The organism is Pseudopedobacter beijingensis, from assembly GCF_042678145.1.
Taxonomy (GTDB): Bacteria; Bacteroidota; Bacteroidia; order Sphingobacteriales; family Sphingobacteriaceae; genus Pseudopedobacter; species Pseudopedobacter beijingensis.
The window spans coordinates 99,221-116,010 of the sequence record NZ_JBHUDG010000048.1; the positions used below are offsets into that span (position 1 = coordinate 99,221).

The following is a 16,790-nucleotide window of genomic DNA, read 5'->3' on the forward strand; positions in this document are numbered from 1 at the left end:
TTACCAGAAAAATGGTTATTAATCGGACTCAGACTAATAGAATTGCCTTCAGAAACGTGTAGGTTTAATTTCTATATTTTTAGCAATAGTTTCTAAAAGTTCAATAAGAGTTTTTACGCTATTTTCAGGGAAATACTTTTTAACTTTTCTCTGGATGTCACTACCCGGAGTTCGTTCAGGAGCTGATTGGTAACAATGAGTTGTATGTCTCCATTTATAATGTGCTGTTTAATTCTAGTTAAGCGTTTTCCAATCAGAAAGCTAATCCAAACATTTGTGTCAAAAATAACTCTAATGGTCTTTTTGCTTGTCATAAACCTCTTGTCTTACACTCTCACTTTCGGCATCTATAATGTTTAAATCTAGTTCATCATTTTTAAATACTTTTAACAATTGTGAAAGTTTTGAATCTATGATTTCTTTTTCCAGTTCTTTTGTTAGTTTAATTTTTTGTTGTTTAGATAATTGCTTCACCATTGAGAGAATCTGGTCGAATGATACATCTATTTGTAAGGCTGTTTTAATCTTAATTATAAATTGTTGTACTTGTTTAAATTTACAAAAAAAAGAATAAATACCTACAAGGTATCCTTCTGATTACATTTTTAGAAAGCAGTTTTTAAATTAAAGATTGAGTAAAGATAAGGTTGTAGATGAGTCTGAAAGCGAAAATGATAATAATAGTGCCCGCAATGCGATTGAGTCTTTGAATAGATTTTTCTGTAATTCTATAGCGCAGCCTATAGGCGAAATAGGCTTTTAATACATCCATTCCAAAAAGCGTTAACAAGATGGAGCCAAAGAAAGGAAGGAGCTCTGCATGCTTAACAGATCCGTTTAAAGAATAGATACCACTGGTAACACTAATCCAGTATAATAGAATAAAAGGATTAAATATACACATGAAAAAGCCCTTTAAGAAGTAACCCAGACTTTTCTTAGGGCAGGTAATCTCCTGATAGTTTATTTTTACCTTCTTAAAAAGGTAAAAACTACCGATGCCCAGTAAAATTAAGCTTCCTGTAATACCTATGGGAATCCGGTATTGATTTTCGAAATTTAAAAAAGAAGATCCAAATAAAGTAATAAACAGATATATGGCATCAGAAACTACTATACCTAAGGCCAAAAAAACACCAGCTCTAAATCCTTTTTCTATACTTATCTTGATAAGTGCAAAGAAAGCTGGTCCGGTTAAAAACGACAGCACAATTCCTAGCCCAATTCCGGAAAAAATAAGTTTTAGCATCTAAAATTCAATTTTCTTTTAATAACGCTTTATGCGAATATGCAATTTTTAGATAGAAAAATCATAGATATTATTGTGTTTCTTGAAAAATGAGGGCTTATAAACCATTCTTTTGACATTCATATTGGTTTATGAATAATTAGTATTTACCGGGTTACGAAAATAAAAGCCAATAAAAACATTAACTTCGCCCCATATTCATGCGCTTTAAAAAACACGTTGATGTCTTTAAGTTTTAATCAAATATTCATGAATCTGGCAACAGATTTAGCCCAAAAATCGCATTGCGTTAAAAACCATGTAGGAGCTGTTTTAACAAAAGATACCCGTATTATTTCTATCGGTTACAACGGACCGCCAGCCGGAACCCACAATTGTGACGAAGAGTGGCCGGAAGAGGGCTGTCCGCGAGATTCAAAAAATAGTTGTTCGCTAGCTCTGCATGCCGAAGAGAACGCTATTTTATATGCCGTAAAAAATGGGGCGCAAATACAAGGTTCAACATTATATACCACATTGTCGCCCTGCATAGCCTGCGCCAGGCTAGTTTATGCTTCCGGAATAAAGCAGGTATATTATAAATACTCCTATGCAGAATACAAAGGATTGGTATGTGATGAAGGAGTCGATTTCCTGAATAAGTTTGGTGTAAGTTGCGAAAAGCTACAAGAAGACTAACGATAGTCTTTTATAAGATGGTAGTAAAAACCAATACCTTCTTTATACTCTTGGGTGCTAATACGTTCGTTTACGCCGTGTAAGCCTTCTAAGTCTTTAAATGGGACAAAACGAAATACCTGAGGTGTAATCTCTCCGAAATATCTGCCGTCTGTAGCGCCAATCATTAAAAATGGAGCGACTATAATATCCTTTTTATAGGCAGCAATAGTTTTTTGTAAATATTTAAAAGTAGGATGCTCTACATCTGCAATTTGTTTAGGGCTTGTTTTATTGGGGCGTATTTCAATACTGATTGCAGGATTAGAGACAACATTACGTAAATGATCCAGAATAGCTTCGTCAGAAGTATGGGGTAAGGTTCTTAAATTAACAGTTGCAGTGGCTTCTCCCGGAATCAGGTTCTCTTTTACACCTGAATGAAACTGAGTAAAGGCATTTGTTGTTCTGATAGATGCATTCCCGGCAGGTGTTTTACTATATATACTCTTAATTAAGGTAGAGAAAACCCATCTGTTTGCCATAGCCATTTTATCTGTAAAAGGCATTTCCGGACCAACATAGTCTAAAAAAGAATTAACTACAGTGCCCAGTTCAGCAGGGAAAGGATGCCTTTTGATTTTAACAATAGCTTCTGCCAGCCCATCAATAGCCGTATTTCTTTCAGGCATAGAAGAATGACCACCTTCCATATTTAATTTCAGATCAACAGTTACATAGCCCTTTTCTGCAATACCAATAACAGCAGCAGTTTTCTTAAGATTAGGTATTTTGGTGTTCGTAATCATTCCACCCTCATCCAATACCATTTCAGGAGTAATATTTCGTTGCTTAAATACCTCTACTATTTTTTTTGCACCGTACTTTCCATTAATCTCTTCATCATGGCCAAACGCCAGATAAATATCCTTTTCAGGCACAAACCCATTGGCTAACAAAAGTTCTGTACTTTCAAGAATAGCCATTAAACTCCCTTTATCATCTATAGCACCTCTGCCATAAACAAAACCATCAATAAGGTTACCGCTAAATGGATCTGTTTTCCATTCGTTGCGGGTAGCATCTTCAACAGGTACCACATCCTGATGTGCCATTAATACAATAGGATTACCCATAGATTTACCCTTCCAATGAAGCAGTAGACTCAACTGGTTTATTTTTTCGACTTTAAGTTTTTCAAACACCAAAGGAAAGGTGTTTTTTAGAAAATCATGAAATTTAAAAAACGCTGAACTATCTGTTTTTAGCGAATCATCATAAGAAATTGTTTTAAAACGAATAGCTTGTTGCAAGTGAGAAATTACACTATCGCTAATTGCTATCTGTTCGAAACTCTCTGCCGATACTTGTTTGCTTTTAAAGGTGAATGTATTGAAAAGGCAAACTCCTATAAAGGCAATAAGCACAAAACCGAAAAATTTAAAGAGGTTTTTCATGGTTTAAATTGAATTGAATACAAAATATAAAAATACGAGCGTAATATCTAATGAATATTTAAAAAACATCTGCCCAAATGTGCCGTTAATTATTTACTTTTGCGGATGCAAGATAAAATTCTGATTCTAGACTTTGGTTCACAGTATACCCAACTGATAGCTCGCAGGGTAAGAGAACTTAACGTTTATTGTGAAATCCACCCATTCAATAAAATTCCGGCAATTGATCAATATACTAAAGGAGTAATATTATCAGGAAGTCCGTGTTCAGTAAGACAAGAAGATGCACCGCAGGTAGACTTTGCTCAATTTCATGGGAAATTACCATTATTGGGAGTTTGTTACGGCGCACAATATATAGCTCAGCATTCGGGCGGCAGTGTAGCCCCATCCGAAATCAGGGAATATGGAAGAGCAAACCTGGATTATATACATACCAATAATGCCTTATTGAAAGGTTTGGCAGAGAAGTCTCAGGTTTGGATGTCGCATGGCGATACCATTAAATCTGTAGCAGATAATTTTGAAATTATTGCCAGTACAGATACAGTAAAAGTTGCAGCTTATCGCATAAAAGGTACAGATACTTACGGAATACAATTCCACCCGGAAGTAACCCATTCACTAGATGGTAAGCAATTATTGCAGAATTTTATCGTTGATATTTGTAAATGTAACCAGGATTGGACTCCGCATGCTTTCGCAGATGAGACTATAGCAGACCTAAAACAACAATTAGGTAATGATAAAGTTGTTTTAGCATTGTCTGGAGGTGTAGATTCATCAGTAGCCGCATTACTTTTACATAAAGCAATTGGAAACAATTTGTACTGTGTTTTTGTTGATAATGGGTTGTTGCGTAAGAACGAGTTCGAATCTGTACTGGAATCCTATAAAACACTAGGCTTAAATGTTAAAGGTGTTGATGCTAAAGATCAGTTTTATGCAGCATTAAAAGGTTTAACAGATCCAGAGAAAAAGAGAAAAGCAATTGGAGGTAAGTTTATTGATATCTTTGATGCAGAAGCTCATTTGATTCAGGATGTAAAATGGTTAGCACAAGGAACAATTTATCCGGATGTTATAGAATCAGTTTCTGTAAATGGCGGGCCTTCGGCAACTATTAAATCGCACCATAACGTAGGTGGACTACCAGATTTTATGAAATTAAAAGTGGTAGAACCTTTAAGATCTTTATTTAAAGATGAGGTAAGAAGAGTAGGAAGAGCTTTAGGATTACCAGAAAATATTCTGGGAAGACATCCTTTCCCGGGACCTGGATTGGGAATAAGAATATTGGGAGAAGTGACACCGGAGAAAGTGGCTATCTTGCAGGAAGCAGACTATATCTACATCGAAAACCTGAGAAAAGCAGGTTTGTATGATCAGGTATGGCAGGCAGGAACAATTTTCTTACCTATACAGTCTGTTGGGGTGATGGGAGATGAGCGTACTTACGAACATGTAGTTAGTTTAAGAGCAGTAGAATCTGTGGATGGAATGACAGCAGATTGGTGTCATTTACCTTATGAGCTATTGGCTAAAATTTCTAATGAGATAATAAATAATGTTAAAGGGATTAACAGAGTTGTATACGATATCAGTTCAAAACCACCGGCAACTATTGAGTGGGAATAAATTATATTTTATAATCTTTATACTGTTGTTTTTGGCGGCTTGTTCGCCAAAAACAACACCAGTAAAAAAAACGCCATCTACCTCAGAAAAAGAACATAAAGATTCCGAAGGCGAATCGGCAAAAGAAAAAAAAGAAAAGCCCCCAATGGTGGTCTCTTTAGTTCTGCCATTCGAGTTGGATCTTATCAATTACAAAACAGTTCAGTTAAAAGATCTTAGTAAGGCAGAGTTGGCCCTTGATTTTTATCAGGGATATAAAATGGCTATAGATTCTATAGCAAGCAGATATCCTGCTAAATTTAAGTTTCAGATTTACGATTCAAAAGATAATGTAAGTCAGGCTAACGTTTTAGCCTCTAAACTGGGTATTATCAATTCGGATTTAATAGTAGGTCCGGTTTTTCCAAACGGTATCAGTGCTTTTTCTGTTCATAGTAAGGCTATGAAAAAACTCATGGTATCACCTTTGGCGGCAGCTTCAGCAGATACCTTTAATAATCCTTATCTGATAAGTATCAACAACTCATTAGAGCAGCATGTAGATAAAGCAGTTTCTTTTATCAGGCAAAATCTAAAACCTAAAAACGTAGTTCTGATCAGAAGCGGTCAGGCAGACGAATATAAATATGCCGTACCATTCAAAAAAGCCATTCAGCAAAATCCATATATTTCATTTTCCGAAATTGGAATTAAGGCAGTGGGCTATGAAAATGTTTTTAAAAGCTTAACACCAGTAGGATTAAATGTAATTGTGTTGCCATCTACAGACCGCAATTTTCTGTTGTCTATAAGCAGAGAGCTGGAAAAACTAACTTCTAATTTCCAGATAGCGGTAATAGGTCACCCATCCTGGGAAAAACTACAGTTTTTAGAGGCAAATACAATGCAAAACATTAATGCATACATTACATCAAGTTCTAAAATAGACTACAAGGATGCAAGAGCAGATGAGTTTGTAAAGCAATACCGGAAAAAGTTTACACTGGAACCCAGTGAGTATGCATTTAAAGGATTTGATATAGGCTATTTTTTCTCCAAACTCATGGCAGAAAAAGGAAAAGATTTCTCTAATTATCTGACCAAAGAAAAATATAATGGTCTGCATAATAACATCCATCTGGCTAAAGATGCCCAGTACGGTTATTATAATAAAGAATTATTAATACTTAAATATTCCGACTTTCAGCTGAAGAAAGTAGATTAAGATTTATAAAAACATGAAAGCTTTTCATCAGCTGGCAACAGTACAGAATATTCTGCAAACCTATCCGGAAGACCAGCCCCTGCACAGATTTTTAGCCCAGTTCTATAAAAAGAATAAGCAAATGGGGTCTAAAGACCGGAAATTAAGTAGCCAGTTACTATATAATTATTTCAGGTTAGGAAGAGCTTTAGAAACCGCACCATTGCAAGACAGGCTACTGGTAGCCGAGTTTTTGTGTAATACCCAAAAAAGTTCTTATGTAGATTATTACAAAGAAAACTGGTCAATAAAGATAGAGCTGCCGATTGTAGAAAAAGTAAAGCTTGTAAAAGAAGAATATCCAGATTTTGATCTTAAAGCTATATTTCCATTTACCGAATACTTGTCTGAGGATATAGATGCAGAAGCTTTTTTGTACAGCCAGTTTACACAACCTGATTTATTTGTACGTGTAAAAAGAGGATGTGCAGACCAGTTTAAAACAGAATTAGAGAAATCTGAAATAGGCTACCGAGAACTGACAGCAACAACCTTTGCATTTAAAAACGGAACAAAGTTAGATCAGCTGGTTAAGCAACATGGTATTTACGAAATACAGGATTTATCTTCCCAAAAGGTGGGTGAATTTTTTAAACCGCAAAAATGGGATAAATGGTGGGATTGTTGTGCAGCGTCGGGAGGTAAATCCCTGATGTTACTGGATGAGCAACCCAATATTAAATTGTTGGTTTCTGACCTTAGAGAATCTATTTTGGATAATCTGGACGAGCGTTTTAGTGTTGCAGGAATAAAAAGCTATCAGAAAAAACAATTGGATTTAACCAATAATCCGGCAATGTTTCTACATGGATATGAATTTGATGGGATCATTTTTGATGCCCCTTGCAGCGGGTCTGGAACATGGGGGAGAACACCGGAAATGATTGTACAGTTTGAAACGTCTAAAATTAAATTCTACCAGGAACTACAAAGAAAAATAGCACATAACATTATACCTTATCTGAAGTCAGGAAAACCATTGATTTATATAACCTGTTCTGTGTTTAGGCAAGAAAATGAGGAACAAGTAGACTGGCTTTGCCAAACATTTGGTTTAGTAATGGAAGAACAGGAATTGATAAAAGGTTATGGCTCTAAATCTGATTCTATGTTTGTAGCAAGACTGGTATTTCAAAATAAATTGGAATGAGTACCTGTACAGACTAACTCTATGAGCCATAGTATTTTTACTTGATTTTGCCTACACCTACTTTTATAGCTAATCCATATAATGGTCTTTTTAGGTTAACATTGCCAAATACATTTAGTGCTAGCTGTGCATATTTTATGGGTACCAAGGCCAGTTCTGCTTCTAAAGGGATAGAAAGCGTGGTGATTTTTTCATCATCATAAGTAGTTTGGCTGAACCAACCAGTTGTTTTTTTCAAAATACGTTCTCCTCTTAGATTTCCTGTGAAAACTCCTAAGCCTCCTGCTAGCCGAATGTATAAATCATCATTTGAAACAAATTGCTTGCCCATCAGTATATTAAATGAATGTAAGTTTTCTATGGGTAATTTTGAAGAGAGGATTTTGAGTTCATCATTATATTGATACTGGACTTTATATAAAGTGTTTTTTTGCACAAGATTTATATCTATGCTTTCATGAAGTCCACCGGAATATTTAAAGGTATTAAAACTACCTATTCCAATATTTAACCAATATTTATCGGTTTTGAAATTTACCAATTGCCCATAGCATTTTTGTAGAGGTAATAAGCTGTATGAAAAAACGACATAAATAACAATTGATTTATAGAACATAACTGATATATAGCTCTGTTCTAAAATAATACGCTATATAACAGCTTATTGCTACAATACTATAGCACGTAATTAAAGCCCCGTATTGCTTCTAAATAACTTTATGGCTATAGCTAAAAGTATTACCCCGAAAGCTTTTCTTAAGACCTGTAAGCCCACAACACCCAGTAGTTTTTCTATCTTCTCTGTGTTTTTAAGAACGGCATATACAAAACTCATATTTATAATAATACCTACCATAATGTTCTGTAATGCATACTCAGCCCTTAAAGAAAGCAAAGTAGTTAAAGATCCGGCACCTGCAATTAAAGGAAAAGCAAGTGGTACTATGGATACCGTTTCGGGAATGTCCTCTTTAAAAAAGTTGATGCCTAATATCATTTCCATAGCTATAAAGAAAATAACCAAAGAACCTGCAATTGCAAAGGACGATATATCCAGCCCAATAATTTTTAACATCTCTTCTCCAACAAATAAAAAAGAAAGCATAATGGCCAATGAAACAAGGCTGGCTTTTTTAGATTGGATATGGCCCCCGGCTTTTTTCCGTAATTCAATAATCACCGGGATAGAACCTAAAATGTCTATAATAGCAAATAGGATCATGGTAACCGATAATATTTCGTTGAAATTGAAGAAGTTTAACATAGGCTGTTCTAATTTCTTTATTAAAGATAAGGGGAATTACTAACAAAAACGGGATTGTATCAAAAATAAAATGTTGTCATTTCGATGAGTACAGCGAAGAGAAATCTCTTTTCTAATTACTTCAGGAAGAGATTCCTCGATTGGGCTCGGGACGATGACAAGATCATTTTGAGACAACCCCGTTTAGCGATAAAATTACTTAACCTTTCTTTTCGTTCCTTCTCACCTTGGAATGTATTTTTCCGTATGTGAAGTAGATTACAATACCTATAATCATCCAGATAATTAGTCTTTCCCAGGTATGCCATGGTAGTCCATACATCAGGTAAAAGCATACTAAAACGCCCAATATAGGTACAACCGGGAAAAGTGGTGTTTTAAAAGGTCTGTGTATATCCGGATTAGTGTATCTGAGTACCAATATACCTGCGCAAACTATAGCAAAAGCTAATAAAGTACCTATAGAAACTAGTTCGCCAAGTAAATTTATAGGAGCCAATCCACCAATAACCATAGCTACTACCCCTGTAATAATAGTGGTTACATAAGGAGTTTTAAATTTAGGGTGGACTTTGCCAAAAGAAGGAGGTAATAATCCGTCTTTAGACATCGCATAAAAAACGCGGGGTTGTCCCATAAGCATAACCAGTACCACAGAACTTAATCCTGCTATTGCCCCAATTTTGATAGGAAATCTTAACCAAAACAAATTTTCTCCGGCAGAATTTACGGCTACAGCCACCGGGTCAGGAACATCTAAATCTTTATAATTAACCATTCCGGTCATAACCCATCCTACCAATACATATATGATGGTACATAAAAAGAGCGAACCTAAGATGCCTTTAGGCATATCCCTTTGTGGATTTTTAGTTTCCTGAGCGGCTGTGGAAACAGCGTCAAAACCAATATAAGCAAAGAAAATAATGCCTGCTCCTCTCAAAATACCGTCAAAGCCAAATGCACCGGGACCTGTGTTTTCAGGGATAAATGGAGTAAGGTTCTCCGGTTGGATATAAGAAATACCAAATCCAATGAAAAGAAAAATAACAATCAGTTTAACCACCACAATGATGTTGTTAAACTTGGTAGATTCTTTTATTCCAATGGTAAGTAATACAGTTACCAAGGCAACAATAAACATTGCCGGTAGATTAATGAGTGCTCCTGTAGAGGTAAAAGCACCCGTTGTAGAGTCATAATTAAAGGGAGATTGGGTAATGTGGGAGGGGATGTGTATGCCGAAGTCTTTTAGAAAACTGACGACATATCCGGACCAGCTTACAGAAACGGTTGATGCCGCAAATAAATATTCCAATATCAGATCCCAACCAATAATCCAGGCAATAAATTCGCCCATGGTAGCGTATGCATAGGTATAGGCAGATCCGGCAACGGGAATCATAGAGGCAAACTCAGAGTAACAAAGCCCGGCAAGAGCACAGGCGAGTCCGGCAAGTAAAAATGATAATACAACCGCAGGACCTGCATGTAAAGCGGCTGCAGTACCGGTTAAGGTAAATATCCCCGCTCCAATAATGGCACCAATTCCTAAAGAAATAAGATTAGTTGCCGAGAGCGTTCTCTTAAGATCAGTATTTCCCTCGGTTTCTTTGACCAACTGAGATATTGGTTTTTTATGAAACATACTTTTTTGATTGTTTGGTTATAATTAAGACTAATATAAAACCTAAAATCAACTTATGTACTTTTTTTCTGAAATTTTATGCTTGTGAACAAATTTAGGGTAGTTGCAGTATGTTCGAGAAGGACAGGTACCAAACAGGAGACAGGTTAGACAATTGTTCGGGTTTCGTTCGGGTGTTGTTCGGGACAGCTTCTATAGCTGCCAAAGCTTAGTCGAACATTTCTCGAAGCATTGTCGGACAATATAGGAGCCAGATTCGAGTCAGGTATCTGCCAATCTCGAAGCAAGTATATAGTATACACGGAGTTTTTCGGACTTTCACGGACTTTAGCGGAGTTTTACAGACTTATATTACTGTATGATGGGAGGTTTGTTGTGGTGAGGAAGATATGATGAATTTAGTTGTAAGTAATTGATAATCAAAATTTATGATGAACTATTGGCTGATGTTAGTCAATGAGTTCCAGGTTGAAATTTAGAAAAGTAAGGGTGCGCTTAAACTCGTCCTGAATGGGGGCCTTTACAATGATGGTTGAGTTGGTTACAGGATGATTAAATTCAAGAGACAGTGCATGGAGCATCATGGTATCCATTTCCCATTTCTCTTTGAAGAGTTTATTCTGTTTATTACATCCATGAGGCCGGTCGCCGATAATAGGATGTAGGATATGGGCAAAATGACGTCTTAGTTGGTGCATTCTCCCGGTTTCTGGTTTGGCTTCTACCAAAGAATATCTTGAGGTAGGGTGTTTTCCTAAAGGAACGTCTATTTCCGTATGGGACAGTGTTTTAAAAAATGTGACGGCTTCCTGTAGTTTTCCGTTTTCTTTGGGCAAAGGGTAATCTATTTTCATAGTTTCGGGTGAATGCCCTCTTAATATGGCTAAGTACTTTTTTTTGATCAGATTTTCCTGAAACTGTGTTTGAAGCTTTATTTCTGATTCTTTATCTAATGCAAATAGGAGTACTCCACCCGTTTTTCTGTCTAGTCTGTGGCAAGGCCACACGGTTTGTCCAATCTGATCGCGTAAAATCTGTAAAGCAAATTCTTCGGCATCCCGCGCAATGGGAGATTGATGTACCAATAATCCGTGGGGTTTATTTATAGCAATAATATGTTCGTCCTTGTAAACGATGTCCAGCATATAGAAAATTGAGTTTTGACAAAGATGGGATTTCTGAAGACGTACTTCAACAAATTAAAGTAATTTCATAAAATCTATTTTGTTTATCCCAGAGATTTCTTTAATTGTTCTTTATCCAATTGTCCTTCCCATTTAGCTACTACTACTGTAGCGGTGGCATTACCAACTAGATTTGTTAAAGCTCTGCATTCGGACATAAATCTGTCAACTCCTAAAATTAAAGTCATCCCGGCAATAGGTACCTCAGGTACTACAGCTAATGTCGCTGCTAATGTAATAAATCCAGCTCCAGATACACCTGCTGCACCTTTAGAGCTTAGCATAGCTACTAATAATAATACAATTTGTTGTTGTAAGCTTAATTCTATATTACATGCTTGTGCTATAAAAAGTGCAGCCATGGTCATGTAAATGTTGGTCCCATCCAAATTGAAGGAATATCCGGTAGGAATCACTAACCCTACTACACTTTTGGCACAGCCTGCTTTTTCCATTTTACTCATTAAAGAAGGCAATGCGGCTTCAGAGGAACTTGTTCCTACAACCAATAGTAGTTCGTCTTTTATGTAGGCCATCAGTTTAAAGATGCTAAAACCGTTATATCTTGCTACTGCTCCCAATATTAAAACAATAAACAAAAAGGAGGTTACATAGAATGTAATGACTAAAAATGCAAGATTTATAATTGAACTGATGCCATATTTACCTATGGTAAAGGCCATGGCACCAAATGCGCCTATGGGGGCAAGTTTCATTAATAGCTCTACTATTTTAAATACGGGATAAGATAATGCTTGAAAAAAGTCTATAACAGGTTTACTTTTTTCGGAGGTTAATGCTAATCCAATCCCAAATAATATGGCGGCAAATAATACTTGTAAGATATTATCTCCGGTTAATGGGCTAATCAGGGTTTTAGGGATCACGTTCATAATGAAATGAACGAGTGAAGAATGTTCTGCTTCGGATATAAAGTGTGTTATCTGACTTTTATCTAGTGTAGAGGGATCTATATTTAATCCTTTTCCCGGTTGTACAAGATTACTTACTATTAAGCCTATTATTAGAGCCAGGGTAGAGAAGGTAAGAAAATAGGCGAAAGATTTTCCGGCTACACGGCCTACGCTTTTCAAATCATTCATTCCTGCAATACCCATAGATACGGTAAGGAAAATCACAGGGGCGATAATCATTTTTACCAGATAGATGAAACCGTCTCCAAAGGGTTTCATCATTTCTCCTGTTTCGGGATAAAAATAGCCCAGAGAAACACCAAATATGATGGCAATGATTACTTGTACATATAGAATCTGGTAGAATTTTTTTGGTTTCTTGATTGTTTCGTTTAAATCGTTTGTAATATGCATAATTGGTTATTTCTGTAAAAATACATTTTTCGGTGAAGTCTCCTAGACTATTTTTGTTTTTAGTATAAAAACGACTTGAAAATTAACTGAATTGATGTATGTTTGTTGTTTTGTTTATGTTTTAGGTTTTATTGTTAACTATTTTTATGATAAATAAAATGTTGTTGTTTATTGGTATAGGTATATTCTGCTCTTGTAGCCCCAAGGTGAGTACTAATTCTGTTACCAAATATGAGGCATTAAGCTATGATGAGCAGGTATTTATTTTGAATGTGAATGAAGAAGCTCCCCATGAGGCAGAAATTTTAGGGACAATTAAGATAGGAGATTCGGGATTTACCACTAAATGCGATTATGATCTTGTTATGGAGCAGGCGAAGTTAGAAGCTCGGAAAATAGGGGGGAATGTGGTTAAATTAACAAAATTTCAACCTCCATCCATGTCAAGTACCTGTTATAGAATATCTGCAAATATATTGCGGGTAGATTATAATGTGTTATCAGCAAAGTATGATAAATCTGAAGAGGTTTTAAATGTAGATTATGCGATTCTAAATATATACAGACATAAGGGAATGGGGGCTTGGGTTGGGTATGATTTATATCTTGGAGATTCTGTGATATGCAGGGTCAAGAATAATTTTAAAATTACTTTGCATATTAAAAAGGATGGTCTGAATACGCTTTGGACTAAAACGGAGGCTAAGACGGAGGTTCCTGTCGATCTGGTTTATGGGAAACAGTACTATTTACGGTGCGGAATAAATATGGGCGCTTTTGTTGGAAGGCCGACTCTGGAACTTGTAGATTATAGAACGGGAAAGTCTGAATTTGAATTAATAAAACCTAAAAATAATGAGTAAAATAATTGTATTTATTTCTTTTTTGATGTTATGTTTTAACTCTTTTTCTCAAGATTTGATTGTTACAGCGAAAGGAGATTCTTTAAACTGTAAAATTACAGGTGTAAAGAAATAAGGGATATTTATTTGCTTGACCCTTTGGGGAACTTTTTGGGCATGGGGAGATTAAAAGATAATATCACCGTAAACTTTATAGCGCCTTCATTTTCTACCAGATATATGAGCAATAATGAAAATCATGCTTTTTTATTTGATATAGCTATCGGGTATTTGGATTATAATAACAAAGCTACGCTAATAAATAAGTACCTGATGACAGGTAAAACGCTGGGTGCTGCGTTTGGTTTTGGTTATGATTATAAACTGTCGAAAAAACTGTCTGTAGGTGCGCAATTAACTTATTTGGGAGGGACCTTGACAAGTATGACGGTAGGGGGGCTTATAAGAAAGAATTAGAAAAAGGGGAGTATGAAAGTATGAATCGTTTAGATATATCGGCAGGGTTAAGGTTGGCGTTAAAAGGTAGATCTCAAAAGTAAAAGCTTTTAGGTGACTTTAATACGATAAGCGGGGAAAGGGAAATCTCTTTGCTTTATGTTGATGAAAGAGATTCTTCGACTTTTTACTATGGATGTTTTTGGGTTAAACTTTTTGATAATGAGATTGCTTCGTTCTTCGCAATAACTTTTGCTTTTTGCGAGCACCTGTCCCGATCTCCCGGAAAGGTCATGACGAAGCAATCTCTGGTAGTTTTATCCCTATTGATGTTTCCATGAACTTGGATTATCTCTCAGGATAAACTACTATTTAAAATACTTTCCAGTTTACTTATTTATAACTATGGCATTTTGTACTGGTTTCTGGAAAGGTATAGCTGATATTTCAATAGTTTTATGTGGCTGTTCCAGCATGGCTGTTTTTTGTTTAACTGCAATATGTGGTGCAATAATCAAAGATACTATAGACATCAACTTAATAAGGATATTCATAGAAGGGCCAGAGGTATCTTTAAAAGGATCTCCTACGGTATCTCCGGTAACTGATGCTTTATGGGGTTCGGATTTTTTGTAATAGGTTTCTCCATCGATAACTACACCTTTTTCGAAAGATTTCTTGGCATTGTCCCAGGCACCGCCTGCATTTGATTGAAACATACCCATTAATACACCGGATACCGTAACACCGGCTAATAAGCCTCCTAATACTTCCGGACCAAATACGAAACCAACAATAATTGGCGTAATTAAAGCTATAGCTCCGGGTAGCATCATTTCGCGAATAGAGGCCTGGGTAGATATGGCTACACATTTTTCATACTCGGGTCTGGCTTTGTATTCCATAATACCGGGGATTTCCCTAAATTGCCTTCTCACTTCGTTTACCATATCCATAGCAGCTCTTCCAACGGCAGATATACATAAAGATGAAAATATAAAAGGAATCATTCCTCCAATAAATAAACCTGCCAGTACATCGGCTTTATAGATATCAATTTTGTCGATTCCTGCCACGCCTACAAACGCAGCAAATAAAGCTAGGGAAGTTAATGCTGCAGAAGCAATGGCAAACCCTTTTCCTGTTGCGGCGGTAGTGTTTCCAACGGCATCCAGATTGTCTGTCCGCTCACGTACTCCTTCTGGTAATTGGCTCATCTCGGCAATACCTCCGGCATTGTCTGCAATAGGACCAAAAGCGTCAATAGCTAACTGCATTGCGGTTGTTGCCATCATGCCTGCTGCGGCTATAGCTACCCCATAAAGTCCGGCAAAATGGTAAGATCCATAAATTCCACCTGCTAATACAATCATAGGTAGCATGGTAGATTCCATTCCTACCGCTAATCCTGCGATAACATTGGTAGCATGTCCGGTAGATGATTGTTTAATGATAGATACTACTGGCCTTTTACCCATAGCGGTGTAGTATTCTGTAATAATGCTCATTAGAGCTCCTACAATTAATCCTACAATTATAGCCATAAACACATCTGTGGAGGTAAACTCATAGCCTCTTATATTCATAGTATCGGGTAAAAGCCATTTTACGGCAAAGAAAGAAGCAATAGCGGTAAGAATAATGGACGACCAGTTACCCAGATTTAATGCTGCCTGTACACTGTCTGATTCGTTTTTTATTTTAACAAACCAGGTTCCCACGATAGAGAATATTAAGCCTAGGCCTGCAATAAGCATGGGTAAAAGGATAGGAGCAATGCCTCCAAAGTTATCCGGAGATATGATTTCTCTTCCCAATACCATTGTTGCCAGTATAGTGGCTACATAGGAGCCAAATAAATCGGCGCCCATCCCCGCTACGTCGCCTACATTATCGCCTACATTGTCGGCAATGGTCGCCGGGTTTCTAACATCATCTTCAGGGATTCCTGCTTCAACTTTACCTACCAGGTCAGCACCTACGTCAGCAGCTTTGGTATATATACCTCCGCCCACACGGGCAAAAAGGGCAATAGATTCTGCTCCTAATGAAAATCCGGCTAAAACTTCCAGTGCTTTTTCCATTTCTTTCCCATTTACATTGGCTCCGGTACTGGTAACAAACAGACAGTAAAAAATAATAAATAGGGAACCTAAGCCAAGAATAGCCAATCCGGCAACGCCTAAGCCCATTACTGTACCACCCGTAAAAGAAACTTTTAAAGCGTGAGATAGGCTTGATCTTGCTGCTTGTGTGGTTCTTACGTTCGCTTTGGTTGCTACATTCATTCCGATGTACCCGGCAAGAGCAGAAGTAACAGCTCCAATAACAAAAGATACAGCTATAAGTGAGCTGGATGTTTCTACCAAAGTACCCGAATAACCTAGTAATAGTGCGGCAATAATTACAAAATAAGAAAGTACCCGCCATTCGGCTTTTAAGAATGCCATTGCACCATCGGCAATGTAGCCGGCAAGTTCGTTCATTTTTTCATCCCCGGTAGGTTGTTTTGTAATCCATATAGATTTGGATAGCATGACTAAAATACCAACCAGACCCAGTACAGGAATGATGTAGATTAAATTTGATTGAAGGAAATCCATAAAAGATAGAGTTTAAGCTTTTAGTTATATAATTGATTATTTGATAAGTACTTCAAATTAGAGAAACGATT

Annotated in this window: 16 protein-coding genes; 6 read left to right on the plus strand and 10 right to left on the minus strand. The window is 36.6% G+C overall.

Features of this window, described 5'->3' with window-relative positions:
- Nucleotides 1-113: 113 nt before the first annotated feature.
- From ACFSAH_RS16870 to ACFSAH_RS16880, 3 genes are read right to left on the minus strand one after another with little or no spacing between them, the layout of a single operon-like run.
- On the minus strand, nucleotides 114-314 hold the full coding sequence (locus ACFSAH_RS16870) for a putative toxin-antitoxin system toxin component, PIN family (protein ID WP_379663917.1): 201 nt from the start codon (nucleotides 312-314) through the stop codon (nucleotides 114-116).
- Nucleotides 292-576, minus strand: coding sequence for a type II toxin-antitoxin system VapB15 family antitoxin (gene vap15 / locus ACFSAH_RS16875; RefSeq protein ID WP_379663944.1), 285 nt, complete (start codon nucleotides 574-576; stop codon nucleotides 292-294). The genes ACFSAH_RS16870 and vap15 overlap by 23 nt, the downstream gene beginning before the upstream one ends.
- 43 nt (nucleotides 577-619) lie before the next feature.
- The gene (locus ACFSAH_RS16880; protein WP_379663918.1) at nucleotides 620-1,249 is read right to left on the minus strand and encodes a LysE family translocator; all 630 of its coding nucleotides are present in this window, start codon (nucleotides 1,247-1,249) and stop codon (nucleotides 620-622) included.
- A gap of 222 nt (nucleotides 1,250-1,471) precedes the next feature.
- On the opposite strand from ACFSAH_RS16880, the gene ACFSAH_RS16885 reads away from it, so the two are divergent.
- Nucleotides 1,472-1,927, plus strand: a complete 456-nt coding sequence (locus tag ACFSAH_RS16885) for a deoxycytidylate deaminase (protein ID WP_379663919.1) — start codon at nucleotides 1,472-1,474, stop codon at nucleotides 1,925-1,927.
- Here ACFSAH_RS16885 and ACFSAH_RS16890 read toward each other — a convergent pair.
- Nucleotides 1,924-3,363 (minus strand): M20 family peptidase, encoded by a 1,440-nt coding sequence (locus ACFSAH_RS16890; RefSeq protein WP_379663920.1) that lies wholly within the window; start codon nucleotides 3,361-3,363, stop codon nucleotides 1,924-1,926. The two genes, ACFSAH_RS16885 and ACFSAH_RS16890, sit on opposite strands and share 4 nt — an antisense overlap.
- Before the next feature lie 105 nt (nucleotides 3,364-3,468).
- On the opposite strand from ACFSAH_RS16890, the gene guaA reads away from it, so the two are divergent.
- The 3 genes from guaA to ACFSAH_RS16905 are packed head-to-tail and all read left to right on the plus strand — an operon-like array spanning nucleotide 3,469 to nucleotide 7,394.
- Nucleotides 3,469-5,001 (plus strand): glutamine-hydrolyzing GMP synthase, encoded by a 1,533-nt coding sequence (gene guaA / locus ACFSAH_RS16895; RefSeq protein WP_379663921.1) that lies wholly within the window; start codon nucleotides 3,469-3,471, stop codon nucleotides 4,999-5,001.
- A 31-nt stretch (nucleotides 5,002-5,032) separates the two neighbouring features.
- Nucleotides 5,033-6,205 (plus strand): ABC transporter substrate-binding protein, encoded by a 1,173-nt coding sequence (locus tag ACFSAH_RS16900; protein ID WP_379663922.1) that lies wholly within the window; start codon nucleotides 5,033-5,035, stop codon nucleotides 6,203-6,205.
- 13 nt (nucleotides 6,206-6,218) lie between these two features.
- Nucleotides 6,219-7,394 carry an RsmB/NOP family class I SAM-dependent RNA methyltransferase gene (locus tag ACFSAH_RS16905; protein WP_379663923.1) on the plus strand — a complete coding sequence of 392 codons (1,176 nt, stop codon included), beginning with the start codon at nucleotides 6,219-6,221 and terminating at the stop codon, nucleotides 7,392-7,394.
- Nucleotides 7,395-7,431: 37 nt separating this feature from the next.
- On the opposite strand, the gene ACFSAH_RS16910 is transcribed toward ACFSAH_RS16905, so the two are convergent.
- From ACFSAH_RS16910 to ACFSAH_RS16930, 5 genes are all read right to left on the minus strand, one after another.
- Nucleotides 7,432-7,935 carry a hypothetical protein gene (locus tag ACFSAH_RS16910; RefSeq protein WP_379663924.1) on the minus strand — a complete coding sequence of 168 codons (504 nt, stop codon included), beginning with the start codon at nucleotides 7,933-7,935 and terminating at the stop codon, nucleotides 7,432-7,434.
- 147 nt (nucleotides 7,936-8,082) lie between these two features.
- The gene (locus ACFSAH_RS16915) at nucleotides 8,083-8,658 is read right to left on the minus strand and encodes a MarC family protein (protein ID WP_379663925.1); all 576 of its coding nucleotides are present in this window, start codon (nucleotides 8,656-8,658) and stop codon (nucleotides 8,083-8,085) included.
- A gap of 199 nt (nucleotides 8,659-8,857) precedes the next feature.
- The gene (locus ACFSAH_RS16920) at nucleotides 8,858-10,306 is read right to left on the minus strand and encodes an amino acid permease (protein ID WP_379663926.1); all 1,449 of its coding nucleotides are present in this window, start codon (nucleotides 10,304-10,306) and stop codon (nucleotides 8,858-8,860) included.
- A 449-nt stretch (nucleotides 10,307-10,755) separates the two neighbouring features.
- Nucleotides 10,756-11,451 (minus strand): pseudouridine synthase, encoded by a 696-nt coding sequence (locus ACFSAH_RS16925; RefSeq protein WP_379663927.1) that lies wholly within the window; start codon nucleotides 11,449-11,451, stop codon nucleotides 10,756-10,758.
- 83 nt (nucleotides 11,452-11,534) lie between these two features.
- Complete coding sequence (locus ACFSAH_RS16930; RefSeq protein ID WP_379663928.1) at nucleotides 11,535-12,818, minus strand: dicarboxylate/amino acid:cation symporter; 1,284 nt, start codon at nucleotides 12,816-12,818, stop codon at nucleotides 11,535-11,537.
- A 146-nt stretch (nucleotides 12,819-12,964) separates the two neighbouring features.
- On the opposite strand from ACFSAH_RS16930, the gene ACFSAH_RS16935 reads away from it, so the two are divergent.
- Together ACFSAH_RS16935 and ACFSAH_RS16940 are read left to right on the plus strand one after the other, a co-directional pair.
- Nucleotides 12,965-13,681, plus strand: coding sequence for a hypothetical protein (locus tag ACFSAH_RS16935; RefSeq protein WP_379663929.1), 717 nt, complete (start codon nucleotides 12,965-12,967; stop codon nucleotides 13,679-13,681).
- A 156-nt stretch (nucleotides 13,682-13,837) separates the two neighbouring features.
- On the plus strand, nucleotides 13,838-14,137 hold the full coding sequence (locus ACFSAH_RS16940) for a hypothetical protein (protein ID WP_379663930.1): 300 nt from the start codon (nucleotides 13,838-13,840) through the stop codon (nucleotides 14,135-14,137).
- Nucleotides 14,138-14,505: 368 nt separating this feature from the next.
- Here the strand turns inward: ACFSAH_RS16940 and ACFSAH_RS16945 are convergent, their stop codons facing one another.
- The gene (locus ACFSAH_RS16945) at nucleotides 14,506-16,719 is read right to left on the minus strand and encodes a sodium-translocating pyrophosphatase (RefSeq protein ID WP_379663931.1); all 2,214 of its coding nucleotides are present in this window, start codon (nucleotides 16,717-16,719) and stop codon (nucleotides 14,506-14,508) included.
- Nucleotides 16,720-16,790 lie beyond the last annotated feature (71 nt).

Coding starts and splice junctions, on each gene's coding strand:
- ACFSAH_RS16870 (WP_379663917.1), bottom strand. CDS start 314: ATGACAAGCAAAAAGACCATTAGAGTTATTTTTGACACAAATGTTTGG.
- ACFSAH_RS16880 (WP_379663918.1), bottom strand. CDS start 1,249: ATGCTAAAACTTATTTTTTCCGGAATTGGGCTAGGAATTGTGCTGTCG.
- ACFSAH_RS16885 (WP_379663919.1), top strand. CDS start 1,472: ATGTCTTTAAGTTTTAATCAAATATTCATGAATCTGGCAACAGATTTA.
- ACFSAH_RS16890 (WP_379663920.1), bottom strand. CDS start 3,363: ATGAAAAACCTCTTTAAATTTTTCGGTTTTGTGCTTATTGCCTTTATA.
- guaA (WP_379663921.1), top strand. CDS start 3,469: ATGCAAGATAAAATTCTGATTCTAGACTTTGGTTCACAGTATACCCAA.
- ACFSAH_RS16905 (WP_379663923.1), top strand. CDS start 6,219: ATGAAAGCTTTTCATCAGCTGGCAACAGTACAGAATATTCTGCAAACC.
- ACFSAH_RS16915 (WP_379663925.1), bottom strand. CDS start 8,658: ATGTTAAACTTCTTCAATTTCAACGAAATATTATCGGTTACCATGATC.
- ACFSAH_RS16920 (WP_379663926.1), bottom strand. CDS start 10,306: ATGTTTCATAAAAAACCAATATCTCAGTTGGTCAAAGAAACCGAGGGA.
- ACFSAH_RS16925 (WP_379663927.1), bottom strand. CDS start 11,451: ATGCTGGACATCGTTTACAAGGACGAACATATTATTGCTATAAATAAA.
- ACFSAH_RS16930 (WP_379663928.1), bottom strand. CDS start 12,818: ATGCATATTACAAACGATTTAAACGAAACAATCAAGAAACCAAAAAAA.
- ACFSAH_RS16935 (WP_379663929.1), top strand. CDS start 12,965: ATGATAAATAAAATGTTGTTGTTTATTGGTATAGGTATATTCTGCTCT.
- ACFSAH_RS16940 (WP_379663930.1), top strand. CDS start 13,838: ATGGGGAGATTAAAAGATAATATCACCGTAAACTTTATAGCGCCTTCA.
- ACFSAH_RS16945 (WP_379663931.1), bottom strand. CDS start 16,719: ATGGATTTCCTTCAATCAAATTTAATCTACATCATTCCTGTACTGGGT.